This window comes from Mesorhizobium sp. BHbdii, assembly GCF_053848045.1.
The window spans coordinates 361,584-378,377 of the sequence record NZ_JBSPKX010000004.1 but is presented as its reverse complement, the minus strand read 5'-3'; the positions used below and the strand labels follow the sequence as shown (position 1 = coordinate 378,377).

Sequence of the window (16,794 nt, the reverse complement as noted above, 5' to 3'; positions counted from 1 at the left end):
CTATCGCGTCAGCACGACGCCGGCGTCCGGCCTGAACGACACCCAGGCACGGTCGTTCCAGCTCAGCGGATCCTCGGCGAGGCGGGCCGCGTTCATCGTGCTCGCCCGTACCACGTGGCCGTCGTCAAGCCTGACGTGATAGACGGTCATGTCGCCGAGGTAGGCGATATCGTAAACCTCGCCCTCGATGGCGTTAACGGCACCGGCCGGTCTCGTCGACGATATCTTGATCTTCTCCGGCCTGATCGCGAAGGCGACGGCCGCGCCGGTGGCCGCATCGCCGGCATTCTCCGTCCGAATGGTGATGCCGTTGCCCGCATCGATGCTTGCCGCGCCGGCCTCGCCATGCGCAATCTTGCCTTCGAACATGTTGACGTTGCCAACAAAGCCGGCGACGAAGCGGGAACCCGGCGCCTCGTAGACTTCGGCCGGCGTCGCCACCTGCATCACCTCGCCCTTGTCGATGATGGCGATACGGTCGGCCATGGTCATCGCCTCTTCCTGGTCATGGGTGACGACGACGAAGGTGAGGCCGAGTGACTGCTGCAGATCCATCAGCTCGAATTGCGTTTCCTCGCGCAGCTTCTTGTCCAGCGCGCCCAACGGCTCGTCGAGCAGCAGGACCTTCGGCCGCTTGGCGACCGAGCGGGCAAGCGCCACGCGCTGGCGCTGGCCGCCGGACAGTTGGTGCGGCTTGCGCTTGGCGAACTGCTCGAGCTTGACCAGCTTCAGCATCTCTCCAACGCGCGCCGCGATCTCGGGCTTCGGCATGCCGTCCTGCTTAAGGCCGAAAGCGATGTTGTTCTCGACCGTCATATGCGGGAACAGCGCATAGGACTGGAACATCATGTTGACCGGCCGCCGGTATGGCGGGATGCCGCGCAAATCCTGGCCATCGAGCAGGATGCGGCCGGCGGTCGGCTCCTCGAAGCCCGCGAGCATCCGCAAAAGCGTCGATTTTCCACATCCCGACGCCCCGAGCAGGGCAAAAAACTCGCGCTCGAATATGGTCAGCGACAGATTGTTGACGGCGGTGAAGTCACCGAATTTCTTGGTGACCTTGTCGAACTGGATGTATGGCTTGGCGTTCGGATCGTTCCACGGCGCGAAATCCCTGCGGATGCTGCCAAGCGATTTCATATCCCACTCCGTCCTGCGTTCTGTCCCCAGAAGACTTGACCCCGGCAGCACCTGCCGGGGTCGTTGATTGTCGCCTACTGCCCGGTGACGATCTTGGTCCAGGTGCGGGTGACGACGCGCTGGGTCTTGGAATCGTAGGGGGCGATGGTGAACAGCTTCGCCAGCGTCGCCTCGTCCGGATAGATCGCCGGATCCTCGAGTATCTCCTTGTCGATGAACTGCTGCGATGCCTTGTTGCCGTTGGCGTAGAAGACGTAGTTGCTCGACTTGGCGATCACTTCCGGCTTCATCATGTAATTCAGGAATTCATGCGCCTCGGCGACATGCGGCGCGTCGGCCGGGATCGCCATCTGGTCGAACCACATTTCGGCACCTTCCTTCGGCACGGAATAGCTGATCTCGACGCCACGGTTGGCCTCCGTCGCACGGTCGCGCGCCTGGAACACGTCGCCCGACCAGCCGACGGCCAGGCAGATGTCGCCATTGGCCAGTGCGTTGATATATTCCGACGAGTGGAACTTGCGGATGTAAGGCCTGATCTTCAGCATCAGTTCTTCCGCCTTGGCGAAATCGTCCGGCGACGTGGTCTCGGGATCGAGGCCCAGATATTTGAAGGCGTTCGGGAGGATGTCGCTCGGGGAATCGAGGACATAGACGCCGCAATCCTTCAGCTTGGCCAGCTTTTCCGGGTTGAAGAATACGTCCCAGCTATCGATCTTGTCGGTGCCGAGCGCTTCCTGCACTTTCTTGACGTTATAGCCGAGGCCGACCGTGCCCCACATGTAGTTGATCGAATATTCGTTGCCGGGATCGTACTTGGCTGTGCGCTCCGAAACGATGTCCCACATGTTGGAAATGTTGGGCAGCTTCGACTTGTCGAGCTTCTGGAACACACCTGCCTGGATCTGGCGTGCGAGGAAATTGGCGGTCGGCACGACGACATCGTAGCCGCTGCCGCCGGCAAGCAGTTTCGTCTCCAGGAGTTCGTTGGAATCGAAGGTGTCATAGGTGACCTTGATGCCCGTTTCCTTGGTGAAATCCTCGATGATCGAGCTGTCGATGTAATCCGACCAATTATAGACATTGACGACGCGGTCCTGGGCATGAGCGCCGAGGGTGAAAAGCGTCAGAAATGCCGAGGTCGCCGAAAGCCAGAATGCTTTGCGGGTCATGCGTCTCTCCTTTGATGAGTGTTCCATCGCCAACTCGTCGCGGGGCTGCGCGGCTGGGCGTTTGCTTCAGATTATTGGGCTTTCCGACAAGCGACAAGCGCGAACCGCCAACCCCCTCGTGGTTCGATGCGCAGCGGCCAAGCCCCCCGTTCCTATGTCGTGATCCAGGTGGCATTCCGGCGACGTCAAAGGCTCTCGCCACGGCGCGGGCAGGGATACGACGATGTTGTCCGGTCTCGGTCGGGCCGGAGGGGAGACTTGGCAAGATGAGCCTGTCTTGTTGTTGCCGTATTGGCAGCCTGCCCGCGCGGCTGCGCCATTGTCAATGGCTCATCTCGCTTTGGCGCGTGCGCTGCATCAATTAGGCGACGGCATGCCGGTGATACCCGGCCGCACGGGCCGCGCCTGACGCTTGAATTCGAGCCCGATATGGACGAGCAGCGCCGTGACCACGACCGTGCCGCCAAGGATGGTGCGTCCCGACGGCACCTCGGAATGGATGAGCCAGACCCAGATCGGGCCGAGGATCGGCTCGAAAGTGCCGAGCAGTGCTGCGACCGCCGCCGGAACAAGCCGGGCGCCGGTGGCGAAGAAGGCAAGGCCGAGACCTAGATTGACCACACCGAATGCAAAGAGGAAGCCCATGTCGCTGCTGGATACGCCGAATTGCGATGCCTGGGACGCCGCGAATGCGGCGGCAAGCATCGTGCCGAGGCAGGTCGCCGGCGTCATGCGCACATGGGCAAAGCGCCGCGTGATGACGGTGGCGATCGAAAACATCACAGCGATGAGCAGCGCCAAGCCGTCGCCGATGGGCGAAACAGCGCCATCGAGCGATTCCGATACCATGATGGCAACGCCGGCAATAACGGCTGCAATCGCCACCCAGGTTGCCAAGGCCACCCGTTCGCGAAACAGCACCCAGGCAAACAGCGCCGCCAAGAGCGGCACGCCGGCCTGCATCAAAAGGATGTTGGCGACAGTGGTATACGCAAGCGCCACTACGAAAGAGGTCGATGCGGTGGCGAAGCAGAACGCCACGGCAAGGCCGGGCAGGCCCATGCCGCGGAACAACCTCACCGTGCCGTGCCAGCCGTCGCGCCAGATCATGAAGCAGATCAGGAAGGCGGCGGCCCAGACCGAGCGCCAGAACACCACCGTCCAGCTGTCCCCGGCGTCGATGAAACGGGCGATGGCGCCGCCGAAACTCCACATCAACGCCGACAGGAATATCAACAGGAAGCCGATACGCTCCTCACGCGGCGAGACGGCAGGCGAAACGGCGATCGGTGATGATGCGGTGTCGGTCATGGCGCGACTGTCGACGATTTCGGGGCGGCACGATGCGCAACGGACGACAAAAACGTGCCTCATTGGCGTAACGCAAAGACGATTGCCAGGCGTGATCCAGCGGACGGCGACGGTTGTGGCAAGGACGGCAGGTCGCCTGCCACGGCCTCACTGAAAATCGAAGGCGCTTAGTCCGGTCACCATCTCGTCGAGACCGAGCGGGCGCGTCACCGGCGGCTCGGCGCGGGCCAGGCAGCCGATGCGTTCGCACAGCCGGCAGGCGGGGCCTATCGGCGTGGCCGGATTGGTGCCCTGTCCGGCTTTTCCGGTCGCTGCGGCAGCCGGCCCCGGCAGTGCCGCGCCATAGACGATCTCGTCACGAAAGCCGATGTCGCAGCCCAGCAGAAGTGCGGTACGGCGCGGGCGCTCCGAAAACGAGCCTTGCGGTCCTTCGAGCGTGCGGGCGACGCAGAGGAATTCGGCGCCGTCGGGCATTTCCACCGCCTCGACGAAGATCTGGCCGGGCTGGGTAAAGGCGGCATGCACGGGAAGCTTCGGACAGCCGCCGCCGAAACGGCTTTGCGGAAAACCCTGGCTGCCCGCCTTGCGGAAGCGGTTTCCGGCATTGTCGACCTCGAGCATGAAGAACGGCACGCCCGGCGTGCCCGGCCGCTGCAGCATGGTCAGGCGGTTCGCCGCCTGCTCGAAGGAGACGCCGAAACGCGAGCGCAGCACGTCGACGTCGTACCGTGCGCGGTGTGCTGCTGCGTGAAAGGATTGATAGGGCATCATCAGCGCATGGGCGGCGTAGCGGCCAAGCTCGAAGCGGGCGAGCCGGCGAGCTTCATCCGTGCTCAGCTTCAGCGCCTGGATCTCGCCTGCCACCGCGACCGTCATGCGGATCAGACAGGCCTCCATCGCCACCTCGCGCAACTGGTCGAATGGCGACAGGCGCTCGGACAGAAACAGACGCTGCGAGTGGCGGTCGTAGCGGCGGCGCCAGTTCGGCATGGTGGCGACCGGCAGCACCTTGACGACGATGCCGTATTCGCGCTTCAGCCAAGCCTTCAGCGCACTGAACAGATCGTCGCCGGGATCGAGCACCGACGTGAATGCCTCGGCTTCCGCTTCGAGCGCGGCAAAATGGTTCGGTCGGCGCTCAAAAATCTCGTGCACCTCGTCGATCGGCAAGCGGGCGCCGGAGAGTGCCGTCGCTTTGCCCTCGCGCGCGAGAAGCTCGTTGAGGTCGGAAAGGCGCTCGGCCTGCTCGCGATAGGCGCGGAACAGTTTTATCACCGCGGCGGAAGCGTTGGGCGCCGCCTCGGCAAGCTCGATCAGCTCCTGGTCACCTGGCAATTCGCCGACCAGCAGCGGATCTGAAAACACCTCCTTCAAGGCGGCGACCGACCCTCTCGCCTCGCCCTGTAATTCATGCGGGTCGACCTTGTAGACAGACGCAAGCCTCAGGATCAGCTGGACCGTCAGCGGCCTCTGGTTGCGCTCGATGAGATTGAGATAGGACGGCGAGATGCCGAGCCCTTCGGCCATCGCCGTCTGGGTCAGGCCCTTGGCGCTGCGGATACGGCGGATGCGCGGCCCGGCGAAGATCTTCTGGTCAGCCACGAATTCGGCCTCTCAAAGCCCGGCTCCGATTCGGCCAAACCAGTAGGCGGTAAGGCACACAGCAGCAGCCAATCCATAGATTATCCCGGCCATCGCCAATCTGGATCGCGATTTCCAGTACCCGAAGAGAGAAGCAACCAGCAAACCCATTGAAGTCAGCGTAACGAGAGCTTCCATTGTCTGTTGCATTTCGGGCCTTCGGACAGCGAACACCGCCAAGAACGCTATGGTCGCTGACTGAACGAGAATATACGAAATCACGACATCAAGCCCTGGCGGACCCGAAACCCTTGAGGCGTCGGCGTCGAGGGATACGAACATCGCTTGCGGCCTTCGAAAGGCGCTGATTGCCCACACGAATGAGGCACCAGCAGCGAAAACAAGCCAAACCATCAAAGCATCCCCTCCGTCAATAATTTTACTGAATTGTCGGCCATGCCATCTATCCCGGTATTGACAATATTTACACTTTTACAGCGCCTTGATGTCAAACACAACACAGGTTTTCCCTTATTTTGAGCCAGTTTTCCTAATTTTTCTGGGCTCTTTTCGCATGCAATGTAAATTCAGTCATAGCTCGACATCCAGACGATTGGCTTCGGGACAGGCTGCAGCAACCTTCGGAGTGACCAATGACCGATTTTTACAACCTCGTCCCCTCGGCGCCGGAAGGCCGCTTCGACGGCATCGAGCGGCCCTACTCGCCAGAGGACGTGAAGCGGCTGCGCGGTTCGGTCCAGATCCGGCAGAGCCTCGCCGAAATGGGCGCCAACCGGCTCTGGCAGCTCATCCACGAGGAGGACTTCGTCAACGCGCTCGGCGCCATGTCTGGCAATCAGGCGATGCAGCAGGTCCGGGCCGGGCTGAAGGCGATCTACCTGTCTGGATGGCAGGTCGCCGCCGACGCCAACACCGCATCCGCCATGTATCCGGACCAGTCGCTTTACCCCGCCAATGCGGCGCCCGAACTGGTCAAGCGCATCAACCGGACCCTGCAGCGCGCCGACCAGATCGAGACCTCCGAAGGCAAGGGGCTTTCCATCGACACCTGGTTCGCGCCTGTTGTCGCCGATGCGGAAGCCGGCTTCGGCGGACCGCTCAATGCCTTCGAGATCATGAAGGCCTTCATCGAGGCGGGTGCCGCCGGCGTCCACTACGAGGACCAGCTGGCGTCGGAGAAGAAATGCGGCCATCTCGGCGGCAAGGTGCTGATCCCGACCGCCGCACACATCCGCAACCTCAACGCCGCCCGGCTTGCTGCCGACGTCATGGGCACGCCGACGCTGGTCGTCGCGCGCACCGACGCGGAAGCGGCAAAGCTGCTCACCTCCGACATCGACGAGCGCGACCAGCCGTTCGTCGACTATGGCGCCGGCCGCACGGTGGAAGGCTTCTACCACGTCAGGAACGGCATCGAGCCTTGCATCGCGCGGGCTGTCGCCTACGCGCCCTACGCCGACCTGATCTGGTGCGAAACCTCCAAGCCCGATCTGGCGCAGGCGAAAAAATTCGCCGAGGGCGTGCACAGGCACCATCCCGGCAAGCTTCTCGCCTATAATTGCTCGCCGTCGTTTAACTGGAAGAAGAACCTCGACGATGCCACGATCGCCAGGTTCCAGAAGGAACTCGGCGCCATGGGCTACAAGTTCCAGTTCATCACGTTAGCCGGTTTTCACCAGCTCAATTTCGGCATGTTCGAACTCGCCCGCGGCTACAAGGCGCGGCAGATGGCGGCCTATTCCGAGTTGCAGGAAGCGGAGTTCGCGGCGGAAGCCCACGGCTACACCGCGACCAAGCACCAGCGCGAAGTCGGCACCGGCTATTTCGACGCCGTGTCGATGGCGATCACCGGGGGCCGGTCTTCGACTACGGCCATGCATGAATCGACCGAGCACGCCCAGTTCAAACCGGCCGCAGAATAGCAGGAACGCAACAGACAGAGGAAACGCCCCCTAAGGGCTAAGGGAGAAGACCAATGGCATCGATCAGTCGCGTCAAGGAACGGGCCGAAGAACAGGCCACCACCATGAGTGTCGACCAGCAGGCGACCATCCGCATGCTGGCCAACGACCTGCACAGGCTCAACCAATCGGTGATGAAGGCCGTCGAGGCCGGTGTGTCGGTGGAGCTCGTGCGCTCGGCACGGCACCATGGCGGCGACGGCAACTGGGGCGATCTGCTGATCCCGGTTATCGTCACGCAGCGGAGCCTCGACTGACCGAAATCCGACCAAAGCCTGTCGGTCGATCCGGCATCACCTGCGCGGTCTCTGCGCAGGTGATCTGCGTTTGCACGATCAGTTGCCATAATGAGCAAGAACAGAACTTGCTTTAAATTTTAACGTTTCTTGCGATATTCTGGATATCGGTCGTTTCAGCTTGACATAGGGAGAGATCTCACGGCAATTGTCTCTAAGTTTCAACCCTGCATTGAAACCGACGAGTGCCCGCCACGCTCATGCGCCCCGTGAATCGCGATACCAAGACTGTAAACCACCTGACTTTCGTGAGCCGCAACGTGGACCCGGAGATGCTCACAGATTTCACCCGTGTGCTCGTCGTCGGAAAGTCGCCGGTCAACCGGGTGGTGGTTTCGAAAATTGTCGAACGATCCGGGCTCAAACCGATCTCGGAATCAACCGAAACGGCAGCAACGACTTTGCGATCGCTCATTCCCGGAGCTGTCGTCCTCGATGGCGGAGCGGACAACAAGGACTGCGACGCGCTGATGCCCGGTATCGGCGCGCTGCGACGCACCTCGGGCAGGTCGCTTCCCTCGGTGATCCTGCTTTCGACCAAGAACGGCACACCGGAGAGCCTCGGCCTGTCGAGCGTCGTCGATGCGGTTGTCGTCAAACCGATCACGACCGAACGGCTGCAGCCAGTGATCGACCATTTGATCGGGCTCGCACGCAGCTAGCCGACGTCCGATCCGGCTTACACGCCTTTCCTCGATTCTTGCGATCGAATCTGGATATGTATGTCAGTATGCGAGCGCTCGGTACCGCCTGACACAATGAGCCCGCTACGTCTCCTTTTGCAATTGCGACGCATCTGGGATAGCACCTTCGAACAAATCCGCAGGCATGTTCCGACTTCGCGACATGGCTGTCGATATCGGCGGATCACGACATGTCCTCAGAACAGACCATCGCCGCGCTTTGCAGAAAACTCGGACTGCGCATCACCGGTCCGCGCCGCGTCATCATGCGCGTTCTATCCGAATCCAGCGACCATCCGGATGTGGTGGAACTCCATCGCCGTGTTGTCGCCATCGAGCCGACGATCGCGCTCGCCACTGTCTATCGCACCGTCAGCCTTCTGCGCGAGAAGGGCATTCTGGAGCGGCACACCTTTGGCGATCGGCGCGCCAGATACGAAACCGTCCCCCGTGAGCATCACGATCATCTCATCAATATCGAGACGGGAGACGTCGTCGAATTCCAGTCGTCGGAGATCGAGCGGCTCCAAGAGGAAATCGCTCGACAGCACGGATTCACGATCATCAGCCACAGACTGGAGATCTACGTGAAGCCGATCCAGAAAACGCGACGCTCTCGTCAATCCGGAGAATGACCGCCCGTTTCTAGCGTTCCTCGCCAATCTCCATTCGGCCCACTCTAACTGTGGTGACGGCGAAGGCCGCGATGAAGGCGGCGGACAGCATGAGAACGATGGTCGGCGCCGGGGCGCTGTCGATGAAGAAGGACAGATAGACGCCGAGAAACGACGCGGCGACCGCGATCGCGACCGACAGGATCAGCATGGCGCTAAACTTCCTTGTCAGCAAGAACGCGATGGCGCCAGGCGCGATCAGCATGGCGATGGCCATGATGATGCCGACCGCCTTCAGCGCGCCGACAATGGTGAGCGAGATCAGGCAAAGCAGGCCGTAGTGGAGCAGATTGACCCGAAGACCAACCGCGCGAGCCTGAGCCGGGTCGAAGGCGTGCAGCAGGAAGTCGCGCCACTTGATCCCGATGATGCCGGCCGTGATCGCAGCAATGAGCCCCGTTTCGACGATGTCGCGCAAGCCGATGCCCAGCACGTCGCCGAACAATATGTGGTCGAGATGCACGTCGGACTGGATCTTTACATAGAGCACCAGGCCGAGACCGAACATGCCGGAGAAGACGATGCCCATTATCGTGTCCTGTTTGATGCGGCTGTTGTCCTTGAGGAAGCCGGTGGCGAGAGCGCAGATCATTCCGGCGGCGAAGGCGCCGATCGAATAGGGGAATCCGACAATGTAGGCGATGACCACGCCGGGAAAGACGGCGTGGCTGATGGCGTCGCCCATCAGCGACCAGCCCTTGAGAACGAGAAAGCAGGAGAGCAGCGCCGTCGGCATAGCGACCAGAACCGAAACAATCAGGGCATTGACCATGAAGTCGAACTGGAAGGGGCTAAGCAGCGTATCGAGGATGCTCATAGGCTGGCCTCCAAGGCCCGCGCCGAGCGGCGGCGGGCTGCCAGCATTCCATGCTTGGGAGCGAAGAAGAAGGCGGCGAGAAAGATCAGCGTCTGCAACACGACTATGATGCCGCCAGTGGCGCCGTCGAGGAAATAACTGGCATAAGCGCCGCTGAAACTCGTGGCCGCGCCGATGACGACCGCGATGACGAGCAGGCGCGGAAAGCGGTCCGTCAGAAGATAGGCGGTCGCGCCGGGAGTCACCACCATGCAGATGACGAGGAAGGCGCCGACGGTCTGAAGCGCGGCGACCGTGGAGGCCGATAGCAGCATGAAGAACATGATCTTGAGCGCGCTCGGATTAAGGCCGATCGAGCGGGCATGGCTCTCGTCGAAGAAAACCACCATCAGATCCTTCCATTTCACCAGCAGGATGGCGAGCGAGGCGAAGCCTATGATGGCGAGCTGAAGCGTGTCTTCCGGGGTGATGGCCAAGATGTTGCCGAGCACGATCGTCTGAATATTCACGGAGGTCGGTGACAGCGACACCATGAACAAGCCGAGGCCGAAGAAGGAGGAGAAGATCAGGCCGATGATGGCGTCTTCCTTCAGCTTGGTGCGCTGGTTGAGGAAGAGCATCGCGGCAGCGGCTAGCCCGCCGGAGAAGAAGGCGCCGATCGAGAAGGGAAGGCCCAGCATATAGGCGCCAGCGACGCCCGGCACGATCGAATGCGAGAGCGCGTCACCGATCAGCGACCAGCCTTTTAGCATCAGATAGCAGGACAGGAAGGCGCAGACACCGCCGACCAAGGCGGACACCCACATGGCATTGAGCATATATTCGTAGCCGAACGGCTCGAGCAGGACACTCATTCGTCCGGTTCCCGCATCTTGTGCTGCATGGCTCCGTTCTCTCCGTAGAAGACCAGTGGCCGTTCGTCGTCGGTGATGACGGCAAGGCGGCGCCTGTCGTCGTCCTCATGCAGCCCGGCGCCGCCCAGCACGAAATGACGCAAGACGCCGCCGAAAGCCTTTTCCAGGTTCGCCTGCGTGAAGGTCTGGCCTGTCGGCCCGTAGGCAAGGACCGTATTCCGAAGCAGCACGGCACGGTCGCAGAACTCCGGCACGCTACCCAGATTATGCGTCGAGACCAGCATCACTCGGCCTTCGTTCCGGAGCGCGCGCAGCAGTTCGATGATAGCGTCCTCGGTCCTGACGTCGACGCCGGTGAAGGGCTCGTCGAGCAGGATGACGCGCCCGTCCTGCGCCAGCGCCCGAGCGAGAAAGACGCGCTTTTTCTGCCCGCCCGAAAGCTCGCCGATCTGGCGTTTGCGGAAATCGCTCATGCCGACACGCGCAAGCGCGGCCGAAACCGCCTCGCGATCAGCCGCCTTCGGAAGGCGCATCATGCCCATATGGCCGTAGCGACCCATCATGACGACGTCCTCGACCAGTACTGGAAAGTTCCAGTCGACCTCCTCGGCCTGCGGCACATAGGCGACGACGTTCTTCCTCAGCGCGGCTGCGGCCGGCTGTCCGAGAACAATAATCTCTCCCTTTGCCACCCGCACGAAGCCCATGATGGCTTTGAACAGCGTCGACTTGCCCGAGCCGTTGACACCGACAAGTGCCGTGATCGTGCCTGTCGGAATTTCAAAGCTCGCATCCCGCAGCGCCGTGTGGCCGTTGCGGTAGGTGACAGTCGCGCCGTGGACGGCGAGACCGCCTCCCGCATCCTCGGACGCGGGGGCAAGAGGCGGAACGGCTTCGTTCATTGCGACAGCCCTGCGGCGAGGCCTTTCTGAACCGTATCCGATGTCACACGCAGCAGGTCGATATAGGTCGGCACCGGGCCGTCCGCCTCGCTGAGAGAATCGACGTAGAGCACGCCGCCGTAATGCACTCCTGTCTCACGCGCGACCTGCCGGGCCGGCTTGTCCGACACGGTGCTTTCGCTGAAGACGGCGACGATCTTGTTTTCCCTGACGGCGTCGATCACCTTGCGAACCTGCTGGGGGGTGCCTTGCTGGTCAGCGTTGATCGGCCACAAATAAAGCTCCTTCAGCCCGAAATCGCGTGCGAGGTAGGAGAAAGCGCCTTCGCTCGACACCAGCCAGCGCCTGTCCTGCGGGATCGAGGCAAGCTTATCGCGGATCGGCGCGACGGCCGCCTCTATCTTTGCCTTGTAGGCTTCTGCATTGGCCTTGTAGGTCTCGGCATGCGCCGGATCGTGCGCGACGAAGGCGTCGCGGATGTTGTCGACGTAGATCAGCGCGTTTGCCGGCGACATCCAGGCATGCGGGTTCGGTTTGCCCGTATAGGGTCCCTCGGCGATGCTCATCGGCTGGACGCCCTCGGAGACAATAGCGCCGGGCACGTCGCTGAGGTTCTGGAAGAATTTCTCGAACCAGAGTTCGAGGTTGAGCCCGTTCCACAGAATGAGCTGTGCACCTTGCGCCCGCTGAATATCGCCCGGCGTCGGCGCGTAATTGTGGATCTCCGCTCCAGGCTTGGTGATCGATTCCACGATTGCTGCATCGCCCGCCACGTTCTTCGCCATGTCGGCGATGACCGTGAAGGTCGTCACCGCCTTGAATTTTTCCTGGGCTTTCGCTGGGCTTGAAGCCACCGCCGCAACGAAAACCGCAGCCATCAAGCCAACGACAACCCGTCGTCCGTATCTCTCGAACATCAATTTCTCCTGTCGCGATTCTTAATGTCTCGCCGCTGGCCGCCATTGTGCGACTGCGGCGCGCGCTTTTCGCATATTCTGCAATTGCGACTGATTTGCAAGTAGAAAACGGCTTAACGTCGTGGATTGTATGCGGCCGCGCGATTTGGCGTCGGCTACAGCGCGGCGCTATGACGGAGCGGACAACAAGGACTGCGACACGCCGATGTCCGGCGTCGATGCGCTGCAGCGCACGTCCGGCTCGACAGCGAGACACGCGATCAGCCGGCTTTCCCGATGCTTTCGATCAGCCGGGGCAATTCCGAGAGATCGGCTATCTGGCGGAAACGAGGCGCGGTGATCGGCGGCTCGACATGTTCCAGCGCCCAGGTCAGCTCATGCGGCACGTGGATACCCCAACTGCCGGCCTCGATGGCCGGCACCACGTCCGACTTGAGCGAATTGCCGACCATCATGCTTCTTTCGGCGCCATCACCGTGGCGGCTGAAGATATTGATATAAGTGGCGGGGCTCTTGTCGCTGACGATCTCGACGGCATCGAAAAGGTCACCCAGGCCCGATTGCGCCAGCTTGCGTTCCTGATCGAAGAGGTCGCCCTTGGTGATCAACACCAGGCGATACGCATCTGCCAGCTTTTCCACGGTTTCGCGCGCATGAGGCAGCACCTCGATCGGATGGCCAAGCATCTCGCGACCCGCGGCAAGAATCTCGGCGATGACCGAGGCCGGCGCGCGGCCCTCGGTAATCTCGATTGCCGTTTCGATCATCGACAGGGTAAACCCCTTGATGCCGAAGCCGTAGACGGCGAGGTTGCGCTTCTCGGCCTCCAGCAATCTTGCCGAGATGTGCTCCTGCTCGGCATGATCGGCGAGCAGCGCGGCAAAGCGCTTTTCGGTCATGCGGAAGAACTGCTCGTTCTGCCAGAGCGTGTCGTCGGCATCGAAGCCGATCGTGGTCAATTCATGATTGTTCTGCATTCGACGTCTTCAACTGAGGTCATTGAACTTGCGTCGAACCTAAGCCGCCCAGAGCAGTTTTCAACTGCGCAGGCGAACGCAACCGCGCTCCCCTTCCCTTCCCTCGCCGGCCCCGGCTATAATCCCAAATCCGCAACCCAATCTGGTGAATGATGCCGCCTGCAAAAAAGGAAGTCCGTCCGTCGAGCCGCGGAGGACGTATCCGCACGCCTGCCTTCGTGAAAAATCAACGTGGTGTGAAGAACTGGAAGGAAGTCGGCGCCTGGCTGGCGTGGCGCGGCATCGAGGATATCGAATGCATCACGCCCGACCAGGCGGGTGTTGCGCGCGGCAAGATGATGCCGTCCAAGAAGTTTACCTCCAACACCTCGCTGGCGCTGCCTTCGGCGGTGTTCATGACGACGATCTCCGGCGGCTACCCGGAAGACGGCAACGGCTTTCACTATCCGGAGGACGACGGCGACCTCAAGCTGATGCCGGACCTGTCGACACTGACCGTGGTGCCGTGGGAAGAGGACCCGACGGCGGCGGTCATCTGCGACCTCGTCCACCAGGACGGTCGCTCGGTTGAGTTCACGCCGCGCAACGTGCTGAAGCGTGTGCTTGACGCTTACGGCAAGCGCGGGCTGAAGCCGGTGGTGGCGCCCGAGATCGAGTTCTACCTCGTGCGCAAGAATCCCGATCCGGACTACCCGCTGACGCCGCCGGTCGGGCGTTCGGGACGGGCGATCGGCGGTGGCGCCGGCTATTCGATCGCCGGCGTCAACGAGTTCGACGAGCTGATCGACGACATCTACCATTTCTCCGAAAGCCAGGGCCTGGAGATCGATACGCTGATCCACGAGGAAGGCGCCGGCCAGCTCGAGATCAATCTGCGCCATGGCGATCCGATCGAACTCGCCGACCAAGTGTTCATGTTCAAGCGCACCATCCGCGAGGCGGCGCTGAAGCATGAGATCTACGCCACCTTCATGGCCAAGCCGATCCAGGGGCAGCCCGGGTCGGCCATGCATATCCACCAGTCGATCATCGACAAGAAGACCGGCAGGAACGTCTTTTCGGCCGAGGACGGCTCGGAAACCGAAGCCTTCTTCCATTTCCTCGGCGGCATGCAGAAACATGTGCCGAACGCGCTGGTGATGTTCGCGCCCTACGTCAATTCCTACCGCCGGCTGACGCAGTCGGCTTCGGCACCGGTCAACAACAAATGGGGCTACGACAACCGCACCACCGCCTTCCGCGTCCCGCGATCCGACCCGGCAGCCAGGCGCGTCGAGAACCGCATCCCTTCCTCCGACGCCAATCCCTATCTGGCGCTGGCCGCATCGCTCGCCTGCGGGCTGATCGGCATGACCAACAAGATCAAGGCCGAACCGCCGGTTCTCACCACCGCCAACGAGGCGGAGATCGACCTGCCGCGGAGCCTGCTCGAGGCTGTCGACCTGTTCGAAGCCGACGAGGAACTCTGCGCGCTGCTCGGCAAGTCGTTTGCCGCGACCTATGCGGCGATCAAGCGGGCGGAATTCGAGACCTTCATGGAAGTGATCAGCCCGTGGGAGCGGGAGTATCTGTTGTTGAATGTCTAGTGTAGGGGAATAGGGCAGTAAGGCAGTAGGGGAATAGGGGATGACGGCGAGGATTGATTCATACAGAGATCTGGTCGTCTGGCAGCAGGGGATGGACCTGGCAGTTTCAATCTACGAGGCAACAAGATCTTGGCCGAAGGATGAGCTCTATGGGTTGACGACTCAGGTGCGTCGGGCGGCAACCTCCGTGCCGGCCACCATCGCCGAGGGCTACGGCCGGGAGAGCCGAGCTTTCCTATCAGCAATTTCTTAGAATCGCACAAGGGTCACTCAAAGAGCTGGAAACGCACCCTCTCATTGCACAAAGGGTTGGAATGGCCCCTCGCGAGACAGTCGACTCGTTGATGACTCGCAGCGAGAGCATCGGGAAACTGCTACGGCTTCTGATCCGCAAACTATCGCCTGAATAGACACACCCTGCTGCCCTGCTGCCCTGCTGCCCTGCTGCCCTGCTGCCCTGCTGCCCACTCGGTCATCATGCCCTACCAATCCCCAATCTCCCCCGGCCGCTCCTGGTATGAGGACACGGCCGGCCCACGGCCCGAATACCCGGCGCTCGACGGCGACCGGACCTGCGACGTCGTCATCGTCGGCGGCGGCTTCACCGGCCTGTCGGCGGCGGCGCACCTCGCCAAGGCCGGCAGCAACGTCGTGCTGATCGAAGCGCATCGTTTCGGCGACGGCGCATCGGGCCGCAATGGCGGCCAGCTCGGCACCGGTCAGCGCGCCTGGGCCGAGGAGCTCGAAGCGGAATACGGCTTTTCCCGCGCCAAGGCGCTGTTCGACCTCGCCGAAGAGGCCAAGTCGCATCTCCTCGAATTCGCCGCCGTCAACAAGATCGAGATCGACTACATGCCCGGCCAGATGTCGGTGGCGCATAAGAAGCGCTATGTCGACGATTACAAGGCGCATGCCGAGATCATGGCGAACCGCTTCGGCTATCCGCACATCGCCTTCATGGACGCGAAGGAGACGGCGGAGCGGTTGGGCTCGACGAGCTATTTCGGCGGCACCCGCGACACCGGCACCGGGCACATCCATCCGCTGAAGCTGGTGATCGGCGCGGCAAAGGTGGCAGCGCAGGCGGGCGCGCAGCTGTTCGAGCAGACGCCGGCGACCGGCATCGCTTCGCTTGGCGGCAAGGTCAGGGTCACGACGCCGAAAGGCACGATATCAGCCGAGAAATGTCTGATCGGCGTCAACGCCCATGGCGGCGCGCTCGAGCCGATCAGTGCCGCGCACATCATGCCGATCGGCTCCTTCCTCGGCGCGACAGTGCCGCTGGGGGCTGACACGAACGTGCTGCCGGGCGGTGAGGCGGTCGATGATTCCCGCTTCGTCGTGCGCTACTTCCGCAAATCGACGGATGGGAGGCTGCTGTTTGGCGGACGCGAGATCTATGCCGTCAACGATCCGAAAGACATCCATGTCCACATCCGCCGGCAGATCGCCGAGCTTTACCCAGCGCTGAAGGCCGTCGAGATCACTCACGGCTGGGGCGGCTATGTCGGCATCACGATGCCGCGAAAACCCTTCGTGCGCGAGGTGATGCCCAATGTGATTTCTGTCGGCGGCTATTCCGGGCACGGCGTCATGCTGTCGAACTTTTTCGGCAAGCTCTATGCCGAAACCGTTACCGGCAACCGGGACCGGCTGAGACTGATCGAGGACCTGAAAATCCCGGCCTTTCCCGGTGGTCGACGCTTCCGCGCGCCTCTGCTCTTTCTTGCGCTCAACTGGTATGCCCTGAGGGACAGGATATAACCATAGATTGCAAAATCCCTTCCAAGTTGCAGAATCTAGTGCAAAGGTGCAGAATCCGCCCGGCAAGGGCGCAGTGATGCCACAATCGCCGGCAAAGGATGCCCGCTCAGGGCAGTTGAACGGGGATTTTGCGGGCCT

15 protein-coding genes and 1 pseudogene are annotated in these 16,794 nt (G+C 61.8%); 7 read left to right on the top strand and 9 right to left on the bottom strand.

Annotation, left to right across the window (positions count from 1 at the left end; all coding sequences use genetic code 11):
- The 4 genes from ACWTU8_RS22460 to ACWTU8_RS22445 all read right to left on the bottom strand — a co-directional run bounded on the left by ACWTU8_RS22460 (position 1) and on the right by ACWTU8_RS22445 (position 5,225).
- Entirely contained in the window at positions 1-1,140 is a 1,140-nt protein-coding gene (locus tag ACWTU8_RS22460; protein WP_455849883.1) for an ABC transporter ATP-binding protein, read from the bottom strand.
- A 74-nt stretch (positions 1,141-1,214) separates the two neighbouring features.
- Positions 1,215-2,312 carry a polyamine ABC transporter substrate-binding protein gene (locus tag ACWTU8_RS22455; protein WP_455849882.1) on the bottom strand — a complete coding sequence of 366 codons (1,098 nt, stop codon included), beginning with the start codon at positions 2,310-2,312 and terminating at the stop codon, positions 1,215-1,217.
- Between the two features lie 357 nt (positions 2,313-2,669).
- Positions 2,670-3,623 carry a DMT family transporter gene (locus ACWTU8_RS22450; RefSeq protein WP_455849881.1) on the bottom strand — a complete coding sequence of 318 codons (954 nt, stop codon included), beginning with the start codon at positions 3,621-3,623 and terminating at the stop codon, positions 2,670-2,672.
- Positions 3,624-3,770: 147 nt separating this feature from the next.
- Positions 3,771-5,225, bottom strand: a complete 1,455-nt coding sequence (locus ACWTU8_RS22445) for a helix-turn-helix domain-containing protein (RefSeq protein WP_455849880.1) — start codon at positions 5,223-5,225, stop codon at positions 3,771-3,773.
- A 632-nt stretch (positions 5,226-5,857) separates the two neighbouring features.
- Between ACWTU8_RS22445 and aceA the strand changes: the two genes are divergently transcribed.
- The 4 genes from aceA (at position 5,858) to ACWTU8_RS22425 (ending at position 8,800) form a co-directional block, all read left to right on the top strand.
- Positions 5,858-7,147 (top strand): isocitrate lyase, encoded by a 1,290-nt coding sequence (aceA, locus tag ACWTU8_RS22440; RefSeq protein ID WP_455849879.1) that lies wholly within the window; start codon positions 5,858-5,860, stop codon positions 7,145-7,147.
- 53 nt (positions 7,148-7,200) lie between these two features.
- Positions 7,201-7,443 (top strand): SMc00767 family acetate metabolism repressor, encoded by a 243-nt coding sequence (locus ACWTU8_RS22435; protein ID WP_029348426.1) that lies wholly within the window; start codon positions 7,201-7,203, stop codon positions 7,441-7,443.
- 311 nt (positions 7,444-7,754) lie between these two features.
- Entirely contained in the window at positions 7,755-8,144 is a 390-nt protein-coding gene (locus tag ACWTU8_RS22430) for a response regulator (RefSeq protein ID WP_455850027.1), read from the top strand.
- 212 nt (positions 8,145-8,356) lie between these two features.
- Positions 8,357-8,800, top strand: coding sequence for a Fur family transcriptional regulator (locus ACWTU8_RS22425; protein WP_029348428.1), 444 nt, complete (start codon positions 8,357-8,359; stop codon positions 8,798-8,800).
- A 10-nt stretch (positions 8,801-8,810) separates the two neighbouring features.
- Here ACWTU8_RS22425 and ACWTU8_RS22420 read toward each other — a convergent pair whose 3' ends face one another.
- The 5 genes from ACWTU8_RS22420 to ACWTU8_RS22400 all read right to left on the bottom strand — a co-directional run bounded on the left by ACWTU8_RS22420 (position 8,811) and on the right by ACWTU8_RS22400 (position 13,306).
- Positions 8,811-9,656, bottom strand: a complete 846-nt coding sequence (locus ACWTU8_RS22420) for a metal ABC transporter permease (protein ID WP_455849878.1) — start codon at positions 9,654-9,656, stop codon at positions 8,811-8,813.
- On the bottom strand, positions 9,653-10,510 hold the full coding sequence (sitC, locus tag ACWTU8_RS22415; protein ID WP_455849877.1) for an iron/manganese ABC transporter permease subunit SitC: 858 nt from the start codon (positions 10,508-10,510) through the stop codon (positions 9,653-9,655). Before sitC ends, ACWTU8_RS22420 begins: the two co-directional genes overlap by 4 nt.
- The gene (locus tag ACWTU8_RS22410) at positions 10,507-11,412 is read right to left on the bottom strand and encodes a manganese/iron ABC transporter ATP-binding protein (RefSeq protein ID WP_455849876.1); all 906 of its coding nucleotides are present in this window, start codon (positions 11,410-11,412) and stop codon (positions 10,507-10,509) included. Before ACWTU8_RS22410 ends, sitC begins: the two co-directional genes overlap by 4 nt.
- On the bottom strand, positions 11,409-12,290 hold the full coding sequence (locus ACWTU8_RS22405) for a metal ABC transporter substrate-binding protein (protein WP_455850026.1): 882 nt from the start codon (positions 12,288-12,290) through the stop codon (positions 11,409-11,411). Before ACWTU8_RS22405 ends, ACWTU8_RS22410 begins: the two co-directional genes overlap by 4 nt.
- A gap of 299 nt (positions 12,291-12,589) precedes the next feature.
- Positions 12,590-13,306, bottom strand: coding sequence for an HAD family hydrolase (locus ACWTU8_RS22400; protein ID WP_455849875.1), 717 nt, complete (start codon positions 13,304-13,306; stop codon positions 12,590-12,592).
- A gap of 149 nt (positions 13,307-13,455) precedes the next feature.
- Between ACWTU8_RS22400 and ACWTU8_RS22395 the strand changes: the two genes are divergently transcribed.
- The 3 genes and pseudogenes from ACWTU8_RS22395 to ACWTU8_RS22385 all read left to right on the top strand — a co-directional run bounded on the left by ACWTU8_RS22395 (position 13,456) and on the right by ACWTU8_RS22385 (position 16,656).
- On the top strand, positions 13,456-14,892 hold the full coding sequence (locus tag ACWTU8_RS22395; protein WP_287331115.1) for a glutamine synthetase family protein: 1,437 nt from the start codon (positions 13,456-13,458) through the stop codon (positions 14,890-14,892).
- 40 nt (positions 14,893-14,932) lie between these two features.
- Positions 14,933-15,302, top strand: a pseudogene (locus ACWTU8_RS22390) (four helix bundle protein).
- 67 nt (positions 15,303-15,369) lie between these two features.
- Positions 15,370-16,656 carry an NAD(P)/FAD-dependent oxidoreductase gene (locus ACWTU8_RS22385; protein WP_455849874.1) on the top strand — a complete coding sequence of 429 codons (1,287 nt, stop codon included), beginning with the start codon at positions 15,370-15,372 and terminating at the stop codon, positions 16,654-16,656.
- Positions 16,657-16,794: the final 138 nt, after the last annotated feature.